The sequence below is a fragment of the Mixta calida genome (assembly GCF_002953215.1).
In the GTDB taxonomy this organism is placed as follows: domain Bacteria; phylum Pseudomonadota; class Gammaproteobacteria; order Enterobacterales; family Enterobacteriaceae; genus Mixta; species Mixta calida.
Map to the genome: position 1 here is coordinate 3,064,787 of NZ_CP026378.1, position 17,753 is coordinate 3,082,539.

General features: G+C 56.6%; 16 protein-coding genes. 6 read left to right on the forward strand and 10 right to left on the reverse strand.

All coding sequences use genetic code 11. The annotated features are described in order from the left end of the window. The first annotated feature begins 866 nt into the window (after nt 1-866). Nucleotides 867-2,084: a pyridoxal phosphate-dependent aminotransferase gene (locus C2E16_RS14540; protein WP_038625072.1), complete on the forward strand. Its 1,218-nt coding sequence runs from the start codon at nt 867-869 to the stop codon at nt 2,082-2,084. 115 nt (nt 2,085-2,199) lie between these two features. Continuing rightward, on the forward strand, nt 2,200-2,799 hold the full coding sequence (yfbR, locus tag C2E16_RS14545; protein WP_038625070.1) for a 5'-deoxynucleotidase: 600 nt from the start codon (nt 2,200-2,202) through the stop codon (nt 2,797-2,799). Between the two features lies 1 nt (nt 2,800). On the opposite strand, the gene C2E16_RS14550 is transcribed toward yfbR, so the two are convergent. The 4 genes from C2E16_RS14550 to yfbV all read right to left on the reverse strand — a co-directional run bounded on the left by C2E16_RS14550 (nt 2,801) and on the right by yfbV (nt 6,468). After that, entirely contained in the window at nt 2,801-4,633 is a 1,833-nt protein-coding gene (locus C2E16_RS14550) for an SLC13 family permease (RefSeq protein WP_038629929.1), read from the reverse strand. A 78-nt stretch (nt 4,634-4,711) separates the two neighbouring features. Then, entirely contained in the window at nt 4,712-5,371 is a 660-nt protein-coding gene (locus C2E16_RS14555) for a sugar phosphatase (protein WP_038625068.1), read from the reverse strand. Nucleotides 5,372-5,384: 13 nt separating this feature from the next. Continuing rightward, nucleotides 5,385-5,879, reverse strand: coding sequence for a YfbU family protein (locus C2E16_RS14560; protein WP_038625066.1), 495 nt, complete (start codon nt 5,877-5,879; stop codon nt 5,385-5,387). A 139-nt stretch (nt 5,880-6,018) separates the two neighbouring features. After that, the gene (yfbV, locus tag C2E16_RS14565) at nt 6,019-6,468 is read right to left on the reverse strand and encodes a terminus macrodomain insulation protein YfbV (RefSeq protein WP_038625064.1); all 450 of its coding nucleotides are present in this window, start codon (nt 6,466-6,468) and stop codon (nt 6,019-6,021) included. 334 nt (nt 6,469-6,802) lie between these two features. Between yfbV and ackA the strand changes: the two genes are divergently transcribed. From ackA to C2E16_RS14580, 3 genes are all read left to right on the forward strand, one after another. After that, on the forward strand, nt 6,803-8,005 hold the full coding sequence (gene ackA, locus C2E16_RS14570) for an acetate kinase (RefSeq protein WP_038625062.1): 1,203 nt from the start codon (nt 6,803-6,805) through the stop codon (nt 8,003-8,005). Between the two features lie 66 nt (nt 8,006-8,071). Next, nucleotides 8,072-10,225 carry a phosphate acetyltransferase gene (pta, locus tag C2E16_RS14575; protein ID WP_425325811.1) on the forward strand — a complete coding sequence of 718 codons (2,154 nt, stop codon included), beginning with the start codon at nt 8,072-8,074 and terminating at the stop codon, nt 10,223-10,225. Nucleotides 10,226-10,622: 397 nt separating this feature from the next. Then, nucleotides 10,623-11,654 carry a TIGR04086 family membrane protein gene (locus tag C2E16_RS14580; RefSeq protein WP_038625058.1) on the forward strand — a complete coding sequence of 344 codons (1,032 nt, stop codon included), beginning with the start codon at nt 10,623-10,625 and terminating at the stop codon, nt 11,652-11,654. Nucleotides 11,655-11,794: 140 nt separating this feature from the next. On the opposite strand, the gene C2E16_RS14585 is transcribed toward C2E16_RS14580, so the two are convergent. The 5 genes from C2E16_RS14585 to C2E16_RS14605 form a co-directional block, all read right to left on the reverse strand. Further along, nucleotides 11,795-12,748: a transketolase family protein gene (locus C2E16_RS14585; RefSeq protein WP_038625056.1), complete on the reverse strand. Its 954-nt coding sequence runs from the start codon at nt 12,746-12,748 to the stop codon at nt 11,795-11,797. After that, entirely contained in the window at nt 12,741-13,571 is an 831-nt protein-coding gene (locus C2E16_RS14590) for a transketolase (protein WP_038625054.1), read from the reverse strand. The genes C2E16_RS14585 and C2E16_RS14590 overlap by 8 nt, the downstream gene beginning before the upstream one ends. Then, nucleotides 13,568-14,959, reverse strand: coding sequence for a PTS ascorbate transporter subunit IIC (locus tag C2E16_RS14595; RefSeq protein ID WP_103790970.1), 1,392 nt, complete (start codon nt 14,957-14,959; stop codon nt 13,568-13,570). Before C2E16_RS14595 ends, C2E16_RS14590 begins: the two co-directional genes overlap by 4 nt. Before the next feature lie 84 nt (nt 14,960-15,043). Further along, entirely contained in the window at nt 15,044-15,316 is a 273-nt protein-coding gene (locus tag C2E16_RS14600; RefSeq protein ID WP_038625050.1) for a PTS sugar transporter subunit IIB, read from the reverse strand. 80 nt (nt 15,317-15,396) lie between these two features. Beyond that, complete coding sequence (locus C2E16_RS14605) at nt 15,397-15,840, reverse strand: PTS sugar transporter subunit IIA (protein ID WP_084970649.1); 444 nt, start codon at nt 15,838-15,840, stop codon at nt 15,397-15,399. A 234-nt stretch (nt 15,841-16,074) separates the two neighbouring features. Between C2E16_RS14605 and C2E16_RS14610 the strand changes: the two genes are divergently transcribed. Next, on the forward strand, nt 16,075-17,094 hold the full coding sequence (locus C2E16_RS14610) for a LacI family DNA-binding transcriptional regulator (protein ID WP_038625046.1): 1,020 nt from the start codon (nt 16,075-16,077) through the stop codon (nt 17,092-17,094). A gap of 4 nt (nt 17,095-17,098) precedes the next feature. Here the strand turns inward: C2E16_RS14610 and yfcD are convergent, their stop codons facing one another. Continuing rightward, on the reverse strand, nt 17,099-17,653 hold the full coding sequence (gene yfcD / locus C2E16_RS14615; RefSeq protein ID WP_038625044.1) for an NUDIX hydrolase YfcD: 555 nt from the start codon (nt 17,651-17,653) through the stop codon (nt 17,099-17,101). Between the last annotated feature and the right edge of the window lie 100 nt (nt 17,654-17,753).

Consider the following 17,753-nt stretch of genomic DNA (forward strand, 5'->3'; position numbering starts at 1 on the left):
AAAATGAAAAGCTGCTATTCACTCTACTGCTGAAGGAGATGCATACAACTCCGCCAGTGCCGTCAGTATTTTAGGTTGACAATCATTGAGCGCATACGCGCTGAACCTAAACGCCAAACGCGTCCTGCTTATTGATGGAAACCGAGCTAACTTCAGGCGAGCTAACTTCGGGGCCGCTGGTTCATAACTTCAATATGGCACGTCAGCAAAACTGCATAACGCAAAAACATAATAACCAACCGGACTTAACATTTACTGACGCCGCTGCAGCTTTTAGCCGCAGTCTGACGTACTTATTTTTGTCACAAAGCCCGTTGATGGATATCCTGCCACAACGACGCTTACTTTTTAAGCCCCAATCGCATTTTTCTTATCAATAAAGCACCATTTTAGCATTAATACGCCTTTTTCCCTGGATTGCTTTTTGCCCTCCCTCGCCTGAAAAGCATCCTGTTGTGCGACAGGACAGATGATGAGCGGAAGGTGTCGAAAAAGAGAACGCGATGGATCGTTCTGCGCTTTTCAGGTTATCGACACTTTAAGTAGCAAAATTTAACTGTTTCGTTCCGTATCAATCTACTATTTTTATCTTACTTTACTTCTTTTTCTGATCTGGCTCGCAAACCGTTGTGCAAGGTTTACAGCAAAAACGGCGATAACAGTTATTAATGCTACTTTTTACTCGTTAAATGGTTTTTTATACCAGATAAATCATGCTGGCTAATGTTGCATACCAGCCAGCGCGACGTTGTCTCGCGGTTGCGCCAAAAGCCTGGCCCGCCCTTCAAAAGTGGATATCAGAAGAGTAAATTGAGCGGGTTTATTTCCACGGCAGGAATGCAGTTCTGTCAGTTAAGGCGCAAGTAATGAATACAATTATCGAAAAATCTTCGAAGCTGGATAACGTCTGCTATGACATACGCGGTCCGGTATTGAAAGAGGCCAAACGCCTGGAAGAAGAAGGCAATAAGGTGCTGAAGCTCAATATCGGCAACCCAGCGCCCTTCGGCTTCGAAGCGCCAGATGAAATTTTGGTCGACGTGATTCGCAACCTGCCGGGCGCGCAGGGCTACTGCGATTCCAAAGGACTCTACTCCGCACGCAAAGCGATTATGCAGCACTACCAGGCGCGCGATATGCGCGACGTCACCGTTGAAGATATCTATATCGGTAACGGCGTCTCTGAGCTGATCGTGCAGTCAATGCAGGCGCTGCTGAACAGCGGCGATGAGATGCTGGTGCCGGCGCCCGACTATCCGCTGTGGACCGCGGCGGTCTCTCTCTCCAGCGGCAAAGCGGTGCATTACCTCTGCGACGAATCCGCCGGCTGGTTCCCTGACCTGGCGGATATCCGCAGTAAAATCACTCCCCGCACGCGCGGCATCGTGATTATCAACCCGAATAACCCCACCGGCGCCGTTTACAGCAAAGAACTGCTGATGGAGATCGTGGAAATCGCGCGCGAACATAACCTGATTATTTTCGCTGACGAGATTTACGACAAAATTCTGTATGACGCCGCACAGCACCATTCGATCGCCGCACTGGCGCCCGATCTGCTGACCGTCACCTTTAACGGCTTGTCAAAAACCTACCGCGTGGCGGGCTTCCGTCAGGGCTGGATGGTGCTGAACGGGCCGAAAAAGCACGCGAAAGGCTATATCGAAGGTCTGGAGATGCTGGCGTCGATGCGCCTGTGCGCCAACGTGCCGGCACAGCACGCGATTCAGACCGCGCTGGGCGGCTATCAGAGCATCAGCGAATTCATTATGCCGGGTGGGCGTCTTTATGAGCAGCGTCAACGCGCGTGGGAGCTGATCAACGATATTCCCGGCGTCAGCTGCGTTAAGCCGCAGGGCGCGCTCTATATGTTCCCGCGCATCGATGCGAAAAAGTTTAACCTTCACGATGACCAGAAAATGGTGCTGGACTTCCTGTTGCAGGAAAAAGTGCTGCTGGTGCAGGGTTCCGCCTTTAACTGGCCGTGGCCGGATCATGTGCGCATCGTTACGCTGCCGCGCGTTGACGATCTGGAGATGGCGATCGGCAAGTTCGGACGTTTCCTCGAAGGCTACCGGCAATAGTCGGCCGCATGACGCGCGCAGCCGCTGTAGCGTGCGTCATGAAAAGGCTATACTGTGTCGCTGCGGAGATCGGGTTCGCCGGTTTCCGCAGCCGCCCTGAGGAGACGCCTTTTTCATGAAGCAGAGCCACTTTTTCGCCCATCTTTCCCGTCTTAAACTGATCAACCGCTGGCCGCTGATGCGCAACGTGCGCACGGAAAATGTCTCTGAGCACAGCCTGCAGGTGGCGATGGTCGCCCATGCGCTGGCGCTGATTAAAAATAAAAAATTCAATGGCAGCCTGAATGCGGAGCGCATCGCGCTGATCGCGCTCTATCATGACGCCAGCGAAGTGCTGACTGGCGATCTGCCGACGCCGGTAAAGTATTACAACGCCCAAATAGCCCATGAATATAAAAAGATCGAAGAAATTGCGCGCCATAAGCTGATTGAAATGTTGCCTGCGGAATTGCAGGACGCCTGGCGTCCGCTGCTGGATGAACAACAGCAAAGCGAGGAGGAAACCGCGATTCTTAAGCAGGCCGACGCGCTGTGCGCCTACCTGAAGTGCCTGGAAGAGCTTTCCGCCGGCAACAACGAGTTCCGGCGAGCGTTGGCGCGCCTGGAGAAAACGTTGCAGCAGCGGCGCAGCGAGGAGATGGATTACTTTATCGAGGTCTTTGTGCCAAGCTTCAGCCTCTCTCTGGATGAGATATCCCAGGACACCCCGCTGTAAGTCAGAAAGGAAACAGCAGCGGCACCAGCAGCACGCTGACCGCCATCACCACCAGCGTAAAGGGCACGCCGATTTTCACAAAGTCGCCGAAGCGGTAGCCGCCTGGCCCCAGCACCAGCGTATTGACCGGCGATGAGACCGGCGTCATAAAGGCGGCGGAGGCGGCGATGGCGATAATCATGGTGAAGGGATAAGGCGATACGCCCATCTGCTGCGCCGCCGCCACGCCAATCGGCGCCATCAGCACCGCCGTCGCCGTATTGGAGATAAACAGGCCGATAGTGGCGCACAGCACAAACAGGCAGAGCAGCATAACGTGCGGCCCTCTGCTGCCAGCCACATCCATCAATCCCTGCACCACCAGCGCCACGCCGCCGGTCTTTTGCAACGCCAGCGCAAACGGCATCATGCCCGCGATCAGAATCAGACCCGGCCAGTGAATGGCTTTCCAGGCGCTTTCCATATCGATACAGCGGAATTTCCCCATCAGCAGACAGGCGATTAAGGCGGCGATGGGCCCCGGAATCACATCGGTGATCATCAGCGCCACCATCAACGCCAGGCTGAACAGCGCATGCGGCGCCTGACTGTGCGCCGGTACCGCCTCATCGATCTCGGCAGGCAACGCCAGCAGCAGCAGATCGCGTTTTTGCTGTTGCAGCTGCTGGATGCAGCGCCAGTCGCCGATCGCCAGCAGCGTATCGCCTACTTCCAGCGGCTCGTCGGTCAGCGTGCCCTCCAGCAGGCTGTTGCGTCGTCGGATGCCGATGATGCTGACGCCGAAGCGACTGCGAAAACCGAGCTCGCGCACGCTTTTGCCGGTCAATTCGGAATCAGGAGTAAGCAATACCTCCGCCATGCCGACATCGCGGGCGCGGTCGGAAAAGTAGTCGCCGCGCAGGATCAGCGGCTCCAGCCGCTGCTCGCTGCAAAACTGCCGCAGATCGATCTCGGCGGCGGACATATCAATCAGCAACACGTCACGGTCGCGGAACGTCGTCTCGCCGGTCACCGTCACCATCACGCGGCGGAATTTACGCCAGCGCTCCAGGCCCACCACGTTGGCGCCATACTTTTCACGCAGTTTGAGATCGTCCAGACGACGGCCAATCAACGGCGAGCCTGCGCGTATCGCCAGACGGCGGGCGCGTCCGCTGAGACGATATTCACGGATAAGGTCGCGGAAGTTGCGGCGGCGCGGCGCGGCGGCGACGGCAGCGTCCGGCGGGGCGGCCAGCCAGTAGCGCGCCACCAGCATGTAGCCAATGCCCAGCGCCAGCACCACCAGGCCAATAGGGGTTACGGCGAAAAAGCTGAAGCCCTCCAGCCCTTCGCGCTGTAGCTCACTGTTTACCACCAGATTAGGCGGCGTCGCCACCAGCGTCATCATCCCGCTGATCAGCGCCGCCACGCTGAGCGGCATCATCAGCCGCGCCGGCGACGATCCGATTTTGGCGGCAACGCTCAGCACGACCGGAATAAAAATCGCCACCACGCCGGTGGAGCTCATAAACGCGCCCAGTCCGGCCACGGTCAGCATCAGCCAGAAAATCATTTTGCTTTCGCTGTTGCCGGCGATTTTCATGAGCCATTCGCCGGTTTGCAGGGCGACGCCGGTACGCACCAGCCCCTCGCCTATCACAAACAGCGCGGCAATCAATATCACATTGGGATCGCTGAAGCCGATGGTGGCTTCCTGCAGCGTCAGCGTACCGCTAAGTACAAACGCGATGATCACCAGCAGTGCGACGACATCCATTCGCAGCCTGCCAGACGCGAACAGCCAGACGGTCACCGCCAGCAGACCCAGCACCCACAGAAGTTGATTATTCACAGCATTCCCCGCCATCAGATGCGTCCTGAATGCGCAGCATGCCATAAAACAAACCCCGCGATAGCGGGGTTAAATCAATCAGTTTTGGGTTAGCACCGTGACCGTGCCGTCGGGCGCTTTGCTGATGCGCAGCGCGGTGAGCGTAGTGAGCTGCAACGCGGTCTCCGCCAGGCGCGGCGTATCGGCGGGCGCGTTGACGGCGATCACCGCGCAGCCGGCGGCGAGGCCGGAAAGGATGCCGGCAGGCGCGTCCTCTACCACTACACACTCTTCAGGTTTTAACCCCAGCAGCTTTGCGCCGGTCAGGTAGGCATCCGGCTCCGGCTTGCCGTTTTTCACCTGCTCGGCAGTGACAAAGTGGACCGGCAGCGGCAGTCCCGCCGCATGACGACGCGCCGAGGCCACCGGCATCGAGCCGGAGGTGACGATCGCCCAGGGAATCTCAAGCGCGTTGAGCTGCTCCAGCAGATCGCGGGCGCCAGGCAGCGCGCGGACGCCGTCGGTATCCTCCGCTTCGGTTTTCTCCAGCAGGCGAAACTCCTGCTGGATCTCTTCTTCGCTGCTGCCGCGCATAAAGTGACGCAGTGAGGTGATAGCCTGCTTGCCATGGATAAAATTCAGGATCTCATCCGCATCAATAGCGTGACGTTTGCCCCAGTGAGTCCATGCGCGTTCCACCGCCGGTAACGAATCCACCAGGGTGCCGTCCAGATCGAACAAAAAGCCTCTACACTTCACTTGCGTTTCCTTCTCAGGCGTTGATGATTTGCGCAATCTCAGTCGCGCACAGATGATACTGCCGCGGACAGGTTTGCCAGGCGGCAAGCATACGTTGATATTTTTCCCACATCGGCGTCTGAGCGTTAAAGCCGTGCGTGCCGCCGTCAAAGTGGGTATAGCGCCCTTCCACATTGATCATAAAACGCACGTAGCCCAGATAGCGCGCTTCGGTCGCCGCGTCAAAGCCGAGGAACTGTAGCCGACGCTCGTCAATGTCCGCTCTCTCCTTCAGGTTTTCCCAGGAGACCAGCAGCGCATGGTGCATTTCCATTATATTGATAATGGTGCGGCATATCTCTTCGCTCAGCTCGCCAAATTCGCGATCCAGCTCGCGCATCTGCAGACTGTAGCCTCGCTCAACAATGGTCTGCAACCGGCGATAGCGTTCGCCGTTGTCCGGGTCGAGCAGCGTCATCATTTTATACTGGTTAGAAAGAATCAAGCGCTGCGCGTGCGTCATATCCATCTTCAACTCCTGTTTCACGGCAAGGTAAAAAGATGTTCAAGAATCGCACAGCGTTCAAAAAGGCGGAATCATAAGCCCGCCTTTCTTTGATTTGAGCCAGGTTGCCGCAAAAAATTATCGGGCAACCGGCTATTCAGGCTCAGAGATCGTCGAGGAAGGTTTTGTCCAGCTGACGAAAGGCGCGCTTCAGCAGATCCGCCAACGCCTGATAGGTAGGTTTACCCTCAAGCGGCGCAATGGCCTGGCCCGCCTGCTGCAACTTCTCACGCACCTCATGGAACCAGTGCAGCAGCGTCGGCGGCAGCGGCGTGACGGAGCGGCGACCCAGCCACCACAATCCCTGCATCGGCAGGCTGCAAGCGAATAGCGCGGTGGCCACTGCCGGTCCCAGCTGGCCGCCGAGCGCGATTTGCCAGGTCAGCGTGAAAACCGCCAATGGCGGCATAAAACGGATCGCAAACCGCGTGGCGGTCGTAATGCGGTTTTCCGGGAAAATTGGCGCGAGGCGTTTATCGTTCGGCCATGTTTTCATGTAGTGCTGCCCAAGCTGGAAGGTCTTAAACCAGCCGACGCTGGATTCATTTGCCATGGCTCACCTCAACTTCTTTAGCAAGATTTAAAAAATTTAAATAACGACACAACTTTCTATAACATCCTTCAAAAAATTTTGTTTTTGCTGGGGACTGCCGTTATTCTGGGCGCGTTATCAGCGCCCGCAAAACGGGTTATCCTCATTATCCTGAGGCCGAGCCGTTGAAAGCCAAGGGACTTTCAAATTTTTACGTAAAATTACCGTCTTTTTTTGCTGTCAGATAACTTTTTGCTGGCAGTATGATGGTAATCATTAATGTACCAGCTTTCATACTTTAGGATGATAGACTGATTGCGTTTTTTTTAGCCACTTTTGACTAATAGGTACTTCCATGTCGAGTAAGTTAGTACTGGTTCTGAACTGCGGTAGCTCTTCTCTTAAGTTTGCCATTCTCAATCCGGCTGACGGAGCAGAGTACCTGTCAGGTCTGGCCGAATGTTTCCATCTGCCCGAAGCGCGCATTAAATGGAAACTGGACGGCGCTAAACAGGAAGCTGCGCTGGGTGCGGGCGCCGCGCACAGCGAAGCCCTGAACTTCATCGTTAAAAACATTCTGGCACAAAAACCGGAGCTGTTGGCACAAATCGCTGCAATCGGTCACCGTATCGTCCACGGCGGCGAAAAGCTGACGCACTCCGTCGTCATCAGCGATGAGACGGTGCAGGATATCAAAGACGCTTCGCCTTTCGCACCCTTGCATAACCCGGCGCATCTGATCGGCATCGAAGAGGCGCTGAAAAACTTCCCGCATCTTTCTGATAAAAACGTAGCGGTTTTCGATACGGCTTTCCATCAGACGATGCCTGAAGAGTCTTACCTCTACGCCCTGCCCTATCATCTCTATAAAGAACACGGCATCCGCCGCTACGGCTTCCACGGCACCAGCCACTACTACGTGTCGCGTGAAGCGGCGCGCATGCTGAACAAGCCGGTCGAAGAGCTGAATGTGATTACCTGCCACCTCGGCAACGGCGCATCGGTTTCCGCAATCCGCAACGGCGAGTGCGTCGATACCTCTATGGGGCTGACCCCGCTGGAAGGCCTGGTAATGGGCACCCGCAGCGGCGATATCGATCCGGCGATCGTTTTCTTCCTGCATGATACGCTGGGCATGAGCGTTGACGCGATCAACAAAATGCTGACCAAAGAGTCCGGTCTGCTCGGCCTGACCGGCGTTACCAGCGACTGCCGCTATGTGGAAGAGAACTACACCACCAAAGAGGACGCCAAACGCGCGATGAATGTCTTCTGCCACCGCCTGGCCAAATATATCGGCTCCTATACGGCGATGATGGAGGGTCGTCTGGACGCCGTGGTATTTACCGGCGGCATCGGCGAAAATGCGGCGATGGTGCGCGAGCTGTCGCTGGCGAAGCTCTCCCTGCTGGGCTTCGAAGTGGACCATGAGCGCAACCTGGCGGCGCGCTTCGGACAGGAAGGCTTCATTAACAAGGAAGGCACCCGTCCGGCGCTGGTGATCCCGACCAACGAAGAGCTGGTCATCGCCCGCGACGCCGCGCGTCTTACCGCATAAGTTTTTCTCCGACAGCCTCGGCTGACGGAGTTGTTTTGACACCCTGAAATACCTGAGAGGTTTACTGTGTCACGTACCATTATGCTTATTCCTACCGGCACCAGCGTCGGGTTGACCAGCGTCAGCCTCGGCGTTATCCGCGCGATGGAGCGCAAAGGGGTCCGCCTCAGCGTGTTCAAACCCATCGCCCAGCCCCGCGCCGGCGGCAATGCGCCTGACCAGACCACGACGATTATACGTAAAAACTCCTCAATCCCCGCCGCTGAGCCGCTGCAAATGTCGCGCGTTGAGTCGCTGCTCGGTTCCAATCAGCAAGATGTGCTGATGGAGGAGATCATTGCCCGCTACCATGCCAATACGCAAGACGCTGAAGTCGTGCTGGTAGAAGGCCTGGTGCCGACGCGTAAACATCAGTTCGCCAACGCGCTGAACTACGAAATCGCCAAAACGCTGAACGCGGAGATCGTCTTCGTGATGGCGTTGGGCAACGATTCCCCCGCCCAGCTGAAAGAGCGCATCGAACTGACGCAAAGCAGCTTCGGCGGCAGCAAGAATAAAAACATCACTGGCGTTATCATCAACAAACTCAACGCGCCGGTGGATGAACAGGGCCGCACCCGTCCCGATCTGTCAGAAATCTTCGATGACTCCACCAAAGCCAGCGTCGCCAACATCGATCCGAGCCAGCTGTTCGCTAACAGTCCACTGCCGGTGCTGGGCTGCATTCCGTGGAGCTTCGATCTGATCGCCACCCGCGCGATCGATATGTGCCGTCACCTGAACGCACGCGTGATTAACGAAGGCGAAATACAGACCCGCCGCGTGAAATCCGTGACCTTCTGCGCACGCAGTCTGCCGCATATGCTGGAGCACTTCCGTCCCGGTTCGCTGCTGGTCACCTCCGCCGATCGCCCTGACGTGCTGGTCGCCGCCTGCCTCGCCGCGATGAACGGCGTAGAGATCGGCGCCATCCTGCTGACCGGCGGTTATGAAATTGATGACCGTATTTACAAACTCTGCGAACGCGCGTTCCAGACCGGCCTGCCGGTGTTTATGGTTAACACCAACACCTGGCAAACCTCGCTCAGCCTGCAAAGTTTCAACCTGGAAGTGCCCAGCGACGATACGCAGCGCATTGAGAAGGTGCAGGAGTATATCGCCAGCCATATCAACAGCGACTGGGTAGAATCGCTGACGGCCGCTTCTGAGCGTAGCCGTCGCCTTTCTCCGCCAGCCTTCCGCTATCAGCTGACCGAGCTGGCGCGCAAAGCGGGCAAACGCATCGTGCTGCCGGAAGGCGACGAGCCGCGCACCGTGAAGGCGGCGGCGATTTGCGCCGAGCGCGGCATCGCGCAGTGCGTACTGCTGGGCAACCCGGACGAAATCCATCGCGTCGCGGCGGCGCAGGGCGTTGAGCTGGGCAAAGGCATTGAGATCGTCGATCCGGAAGAAGCGCGCAATAACTATGTAGCGCGCCTGGTCGAGCTGCGTAAAAACAAAGGCATGACCGAAGTGGTGGCGCAGGAGCAGCTGGAAGACAATGTGGTGCTGGGCACCATGATGCTGGAACGCGATGAAGTGGACGGCCTGGTTTCCGGCGCCGTGCACACCACCGCCAACACCATTCGTCCGCCGCTGCAGCTGATTAAAACCGCGCCGAACAGCTCGCTGGTGTCATCGGTATTCTTTATGCTGCTGCCGGAGCAGGTGCTGGTTTACGGCGACTGCGCCATCAACCCGGATCCGACCGCCGAGCAGCTGGCTGAAATCGCTATTCAATCTGCGGATTCCGCCGCGGCATTCGGCATCGAGCCGCGCGTGGCGATGATCTCCTATTCGACCGGCAACTCTGGCGCTGGCAGCGACGTGGAGAAAGTCCGCGAAGCGACGCGTATCGCGCAGGAAAAACGCCCGGATCTGGTGATCGACGGCCCGCTGCAATATGACGCGGCGATTATGGAAGACGTGGCGAAATCGAAAGCGCCGAATTCGCAGGTTGCCGGACGCGCAACGGTATTTATCTTCCCGGATCTGAATACCGGCAACACCACCTACAAAGCGGTGCAGCGTTCCGCCGATCTGATCTCCATCGGGCCGATGTTGCAGGGTATGCGTAAGCCGGTGAACGATCTGTCACGCGGCGCGCTGGTTGACGATATCGTCTATACCATCGCTCTGACCGCGATTCAGGCGTCACAGGCGCAGGAACAACAGGGTTAATGACCTCTGTTTAAAAGGCGGCCTGCGGGCCGCTTTTTTTGTTTTTCAGCTGCCACGTTCGTGATTTTCGTTAATCTGTTCTTCCCACCCTGCTACTGTCCTCCTGCGTCGATCATTAGTGCCATTATTTACTTTTCATCTCATGGAAAAATATAAAACGCCATTTTAATTAACCTGTAATTATACTGCCTGCAATAGTGAAAAATCGTTAAAAATAAACGAAGCGGTAAACTTTTGGTTTATTTTATGTCGCAAATTAGCAAATTAATTTGGTCAAATCGCTATTCCCTAACTAGCCTTAAATTGCCTGAAATAAGAGGTATCACTATTTTTCACGCAAGTTGAAAGAACAATTCTGTGGCAACGGCTTAAAAGATAAGGATAGGGAGTAAATATTATGAGTGAACATCCTGAACATCTCCGCAACCGGCATGACGCAGCCTGGGTGGACTCAGTGAATGGTGTACCGCTAAAGCGCATTTCATGGAGCGCTATCTTTGCTGGCGTTATTAGTTCCGTGGTGATCCACCTGTTATTAACCTTACTGGGCACTGCCGTTGGCACATCCAGCATCGATCCGCTGCATGAGCAAAACCCACTGGACGGTATCGGCACCGGCGCGGCGGTCTGGACCGGCATCAGCATGCTGGTTTCCATCGCCGTCGGCGCCTGGGTCAGCGGCCGACTCGCACAGCGTGAAGGCATGCTGCACGGCCTGTTAATGTTCGGCGTCAATACGCTGTTCAGCGTCTGGCTGGCGATCATGCTGGTCAACTACACCATGAGCGGCGCCATGAACGTGATGGGCGCTGGATTGAATGCTATGGGCAGCACGATTTCCGCCGTTGCGCCGAAGGCGACGCAGATGGCGAGCGACAAGCTGCAGGAGAGCGGCATTAACCTGGACGATCTGCAAAACGAACTGGAAACTACGCTGCGTCAGACCGGCAAACCTGAATTGCAGCCGGAAAACCTGCAGCAGGATGCGCAAAATGCGGCGAACAGCGCGCAGAACCAGGCGCAGGCCACGGCTAATAATCCGCAAAACGCCGACACCGATATTACCAACTGGGTGAAAGGCTTAATTAACAGCAATCAGGATACCCTGCAGGCCGCTGACCGCGACGCGCTGAAAAATATCATTAAGGCGCGCACCGGAAAAACCGACGCCGAAGCGGAACAGATTGTCGATCAGACAGAGAAAAGCTATCAGCAGGCGCGTCAGAAATACAATGAGCTGAAACAGCAGGCGGAGCAGAAAGCACGCGAAGCCGCTGATAAAGCCGCTGCCGCTACCGCGAAAGCCAGCTGGTTCGCCTTCTTTATGCTGATTATCGAAGCGATTCTGGCCGGTGTGATGGGTATGGTAGGTCGTCGTACGCAACCGCGTCAGGTGCTGAGCCATCAGCGTCCGACCAAACGCGACTAATCCGCCAGCGCATACAGCCATCTCCTCTGGGGACGGCCCTGACAAATAAGGCGACCTGCAGGTCGCCTTATTATTAACGAAATATCTTACTGGCAAAAAAGGCGCGCCTCATATATTGCGCGACGGGCCGCCTCCCGGGCCTAAAGCAGCTCGCGCGCCGCCGCTACAATATTGTGCGCCGTCAGGCCATACTCCTTTTGCAGAAAATCCTGCGTGCCGACCTGACCGTAGCGCTCCTTCACCCCCACGCGGCGCATCGGCACCGGACAGGTTTCCACCAGCACCTCCGCCACCGCCGATCCCAGCCCGTTATGAATGCTGTGGTTTTCGCAGGTCACGATGCGTCCGGTTTTTGCAGCGTATTTTTCAATTAGCGCACGGTCGACAGGCTTCAGGGTAAACATATCGATCACCGCCGCGCTGATGCCTTCCCGTTCCAGCTGGCGTGCCGCTTCCAGCGCTTCCGCCACCATAATGCCGTTGGCGATTAGCGTCATATCCTCACCATCGCGCAGCACGTTTCCTTTGCCAATGGTAAAGGTAGAGCCAGGCGCATAGATGCTCGCTGCCTGCTTCCGAATGGTGCGTACCCAATAAAAACCGTCGAGATCGATAAGCTGGCGTAAAAGATCATCGAACATGACCGCGTCGGTTACCTCCAGCACGACCGAATGCGCCAGCCCGCGCACGATGCCCATATCTTCGAACGACATATGGGTACCGCCGTTATGGCAGGCGGTAACGCCCGCGTCGGAAGCGATCACCTTAACGTTGTTGCGCTGATAATCGAGCGCCATAAACAGTTGATCGAAGCAGCGGCGGCTGGCGAAGGCGGTAAAGGTATGCACAAACGGCCTGCGTCCGGTCAGCGCCAGCCCGGCGGCGGTGCCGATGACGTTGGCCTCCATAATGCCGCAGTTAATCACATGCTGCGGATAGTCGCGCGCTACGCCGTCCATCGCCATGGAACTCATCAGATCGGCCTCCAGCGCGATAATCGGGCTTCCCGCCTCAATCTGCCGCGCCACGAAACTGGCGTACACCTTGCGCATCTCCGTCGCGTCTTTTTTCCCCGCCGGTGCGAGCTTAATCATGTGCGGCCTCCAGTTGGCGAATAGCTTCGTTAAGCGCCTGTCTTATCTCATCGGTCAGACGCAGGTGGTGAGAGTTGTTTAACTGCTCCAGATACGGCACGCCCTGCCCTTTCACGCTGTCAAGGATCACCACGCGCGGCCTGGCGTCTGCGGGCAACACCGGCTGCGCCGCCGCCAGCAGCCCGGCAATGTCGTCGCCCTTGACGGTGACGGCCTCAAAACCGAAGGCGCGAAATTTTTGCTCCAGGTTGAAGGCGCAGATAATTTCGTCCAGCTCGCCGTCAAGCTGCTGTTTGTTCCAGTCAACGAAGATCGTCAGGTTATTCAGGCGGTGATGGGCGATAAACTGAAACGCCTCCCAGCACTGTCCCTCGTTAAGCTCACCGTCGCCGACGATGCAGAATACCCGGTTTGGCCGCCCTGCCAGCCGGTGCGACAGCGCCATGCCGCCTGCGATGGAAATCCCCTGTCCCAGCGAGCCGGTCGTGGCATCCACGCCGCGGGTTTTCAGCCGATCCGGGTGGCTTGGCAGACGAGTGCCGTTCTGGTTTAGTGTGTTCAGTTCTTCAAACGGGAAATAGCCTTTGATTGCCAGCGTACTGTAGAGCGCTGGCCCCGCGTGGCCTTTCGACAGTACGAAGTAATCGCGCTCCGGCCAGTCCGGGTCCGCCGGATCGATTTTCATTACGGCGCCATACAGCACCGCCAGCGTTTCCACCACCGACATGCTGCCGCCATAATGTCCGAAGCCAAGCTGCGTCAGCGTTTTAAGGGTGGCGAGGCGAATATCGCGCGCCAGTCGGGTAAGCTCTGGTAAATTCATGATTTGGCTCCGGTGTTTTCCTGCGCGCGACTGGCCGCAGATCTGTTTTTCGCGAAAATGTTGTACGCCACCAGCAGCGCGAACAACGCAATAACCAGCCCGGTAATGGCCAGCGGCGACAGGTAGCGCGCCAGATTGCCCAGCACAATGCCGATAACGCCGAAATCAGCGTCGGAGAAGGTCGTGTTGGCGAAGCCAATCGCGCCCAGCACCGGCAGCAGCAGCACCGGCAGGAAGGTAATCAGCAGGCCGTTGGCGAAAGCGCCGATCATCGCCCCGCGCCGTCCGCCGGTGGCGTTGCCGAATACGCCTGCGGTGGCGCCGGTAAAGAAGTGCGGCACCACGCCGGGCAGGATCAACACCAGCTTCATCTGCCCCAGCAGGAACAACCCCACCAGTCCGCCTAGGAAGCTGAACAGAAAGCCGATCAGCACCGCGTTCGGGGCATAGGGATAGACCACCGGACAGTCCAGCGCCGGACGTGCATTTGGCACCAGCTTTTCCGAAAAGCCGGTAAAGGCGGGCACGATTTCCGCCAGAATCAGACGCACACCCTGCAAGATGATAAACACGCCCGCCGCGAAGGTGATGGCCATGATGATGGCGTACACCAGATAGTGCTGGCCGCTGCTGAAGGCGCTTTCGACATATTCGCGTCCAGCGCTGACCGCCATAATCAGATAGATAATCATCATGGTCAGGGAGATAGAAATAGAGCTGTCGCGCAGGAAGCTGAGATTTTTCGGCAGATTCATCTCTTCTGTCGATCGCGAGCCTTTGCCGCACAGACTGCCAATCCAGCCTGCAAGCACGTAACCCAGCGTGCCGAAGTGGCCGAAGGCAATATCATCCGTCCCGGTGATGCGCTTCATATAGCGCTGCGCCAGCGCCGGGAAGAAGGCCATCACCAGGCCTAAGATCAACGAGCCGGTAAACACCAGGCTTACGCCGTCAAATCCGGCGACGGAGAGAATCACGCCGATCATGCAGGCCATATAAAAGGTGTGATGCCCGGTCAGAAAGATATATTTCAGGCGCGTAAAGCGGGCAACGATAATATTCGCCACCATGCCGAACGCCATAATCAGCGCGGTGGAGGCGCCATATTTTTCCAGCGCTATCGAGACAATGGCTTCGTTGTTAGGAATGATCCCCTGAATATTAAAGGCGTGTTCAAACATGCCGCCAAGCGGATTTAACGATCCCACCAGCACCGTCGCGCCGCCGCCTAATACAATAAAGCCGAGAATAGTTTTAATGGTGCCTTTCACCACATCTGAAAAAGCTTTTTTCTGGGCGACCAGGCCAATTAACGCAATTAAGCCGACCAGCACCGAGGGCACTTTAAGAATATCAACAATGAAATTTAGCGTTTCAAGGATAAACATATCCACCTCGCCACAGACGCGTCACAAGTCTGCTGTCTGACGGCGCGCTCTACGGCCGCCTGGGTGCAGCAGACATGACGTGAGTTATTGTTTGTCGAACCAGGCGCGCAGTTGCGTTTCCAGTTCATGGATGTCGATGATGTTGTTGATCACCACCAGCTGACTTGTCGGCACGCTGGCGCTGGCGGCGATATCCTTCGCCATCACAAACAGGTCCGCCGCGCCGGGCACTGCCGAAGAGAGATCGGAATGTTCGACCTCCGCCTCGATCTCAAGCTTTTTAAGCACCTTTTTAATATTCATCTCAACCATAAAACTGCTGCCCAGGCCGGAACCGCAAATAGCCATAATTTTCATTGCCATCACCTTTTTTAGATACAGTGCGTCCGCATCACGCTGGCGCGTAATGTGCCGAAAAACAGGTTTGCGAAATTAAATCAGAAGCGTTCGATAATCTTTCTAATCTCCTCTAACGTTCTTGCCTGGCGTAACTGCTGCATATCCTCATCGCTGGAAAATAACGCCGCCAGCGCAGAGATCATGTCGATATGGCTGTGCTTATCGGGCGCGGCGAGCATCACGATAATATCCACCGGGTCGAACTCATCGGCGCCGAACGCTACGCCGCGCTCCAGCTTGAGCAGCGTCAGCCCTAACCCTTTCGCCCCTTCTTCTGGCCGCGCATGGGGCATAGCCAGCCCCGGCGCCAGCACGTAATAGGGTCCCAGTCTGCGATGCTGTTCGACAATTGCCGTCACATAGTCAGGCGTGATAACGCCCGATGCCAGCAGCGGTCCGGCGCAGAGCTCCAGCGCCTGCGGCCATTCCTCCACGCTGTCGCGCAGCATGATGGTGGTATCATTCAGCCATTCTTTAAGCACTTTTCTCTCCTGCCCTGTCGTCAAGGTGCACAAACTTTATGCAAGAAAGCCGCGGTTAACCGTGATCTCAATTGCAAAGATAGCGCTACCAAAACGCCGAGATATGGAATTGTGATAGCGCTATCAAATTTCAATCATGGCGTGAATTCACAGAAAAAAAAGGGAGTTAGGGCGTATACTCCCTGTCTTGTAAAGCAAAGGAAGACAATCAGCGTCTGGTCAGCAGGAAAGTGTATGTCCCTAACCCGAAAACGACGTAGTACCGGTAAAGTCACGCTTGCCGATGTCGCGCAGCTTGCCGGTGTAGGCACGATGACCGTCTCCCGTGCGTTGCGCACGCCTGAACAGGTTTCCGATAAGCTGCGGGAAAAAATCGAGGCGGCGGTACAGGAGCTGGGCTATATGCCCAACCTTGCCGCCAGCGCGCTGGCGTCGGCCTCATCGTGGACCATCGCGATGGTGGTGCCGAACCTCGCCGAAGCGGGCTGTTCTGAAATGTTCGCTGGTCTTCAGCAGGTTTTGCAGCCCGCCGGTTACCAGATCATGCTGGCGGAATCGCAACATCGCATGGAACAGGAAGAGAAATTGCTGGAAACGCTGCTGGCCTCCAATATCGCCGCCGCCATTCTGCTCAGCGTTGACCACAGCGACACTGTGCGTCACTGGCTGCAAAACGCTTCGATTCCAGTGATGGAGATAGGCGCGGTGCGCGCCGATCCTATTGATATGAATATTGGCATCGACAACGTCGCCGCCATGTATGAACTCACCGAAATGCTTATCCAGCGCGGCTATGAGAATATCGGGCTTCTCTGCGCCAATCAAGAGCAGTGGATTTTTCAGCAGCATTTGCAAGGCTGGTATAAGGCGATGCTACGCCATCATCTGTCGCCTAACCGGGTGATCAACGCCGCGTTACCGCCTGGTTTCTCTACCGGCGCGTCGCAGCTGCCGGAATTTTTGCTGGCATGGCCGGAACTGGATGCGCTGGTCTGCGTGTCTGACGAACTGGCCTGCGGCGCGCTGTATGAATGTCAGCGCAGACGAATTAAGGTGCCGGACGATCTGGCGGTGGTGGGATTCGGCGACAGCGACGTCAGCCGGGTGTGTCAGCCGCCGTTAACCACAATGGCGGTGCCGCACCGTAAAATCGGCATTGAGGCTGGTCGCGCGCTGCTGGCGCGTCTGAATGACGGAGACTGGCGCGATCGCAAGCCGATCGCCTCCAGCCTCTGTTTGCGGGACAGCTGCTGAGACGTTATTCCGTCTCCTCCGGCTTTTTCTGCTTTGCCGGTTCGTTATTGGCGTTGCGGCTCATCCACAGCGACAGCGCCTTAAGCGAATCGGGCGTGAACTCGTCGCAGCGGGCGGTGATCTCCTCCGGCGTCAGCCAGAATACCTCATCCACCTCTTCCGGCTGCATGGCGAACGGGCCGTGCGACACACAGCTGAACAGCGCGCCCCAGACGCGGCAATGCTCATCTTCAAAGTAGAACTGGCCATGCTCGGCGAACGGCACGGCGGCAATGCCCAGCTCCTCTTCCGCTTCCCGTCGCGCGGAGTCCAGAATTGCCTCCCCGCTCTGCACCACGCCGCCTGCGGTGGCATCCAGCATGCCCGGCAGGAAATCTTTACTTTCGGTACGGCGCTGCACCAGAATTTTACCCATGCCGTCATGCACTACGATGTAGGTAGCGCGATGACGCAAACGTTGTGCCCGCATCTGGGCACGGCTGGACTGAGCGATAACCTCGTTATCTTCGCTAACGATGTCTACCCATTCAGTACCGGCATCCTGACTATGCTCCACCATCAGTAATCCTTTTCGTTCTGGCGCGAATTGCGCGATGAAATGCCACAGGTTTCGCGTTACGTTGACGCAAACCGCCATAAGTTAAAGACTTCATGAGCCA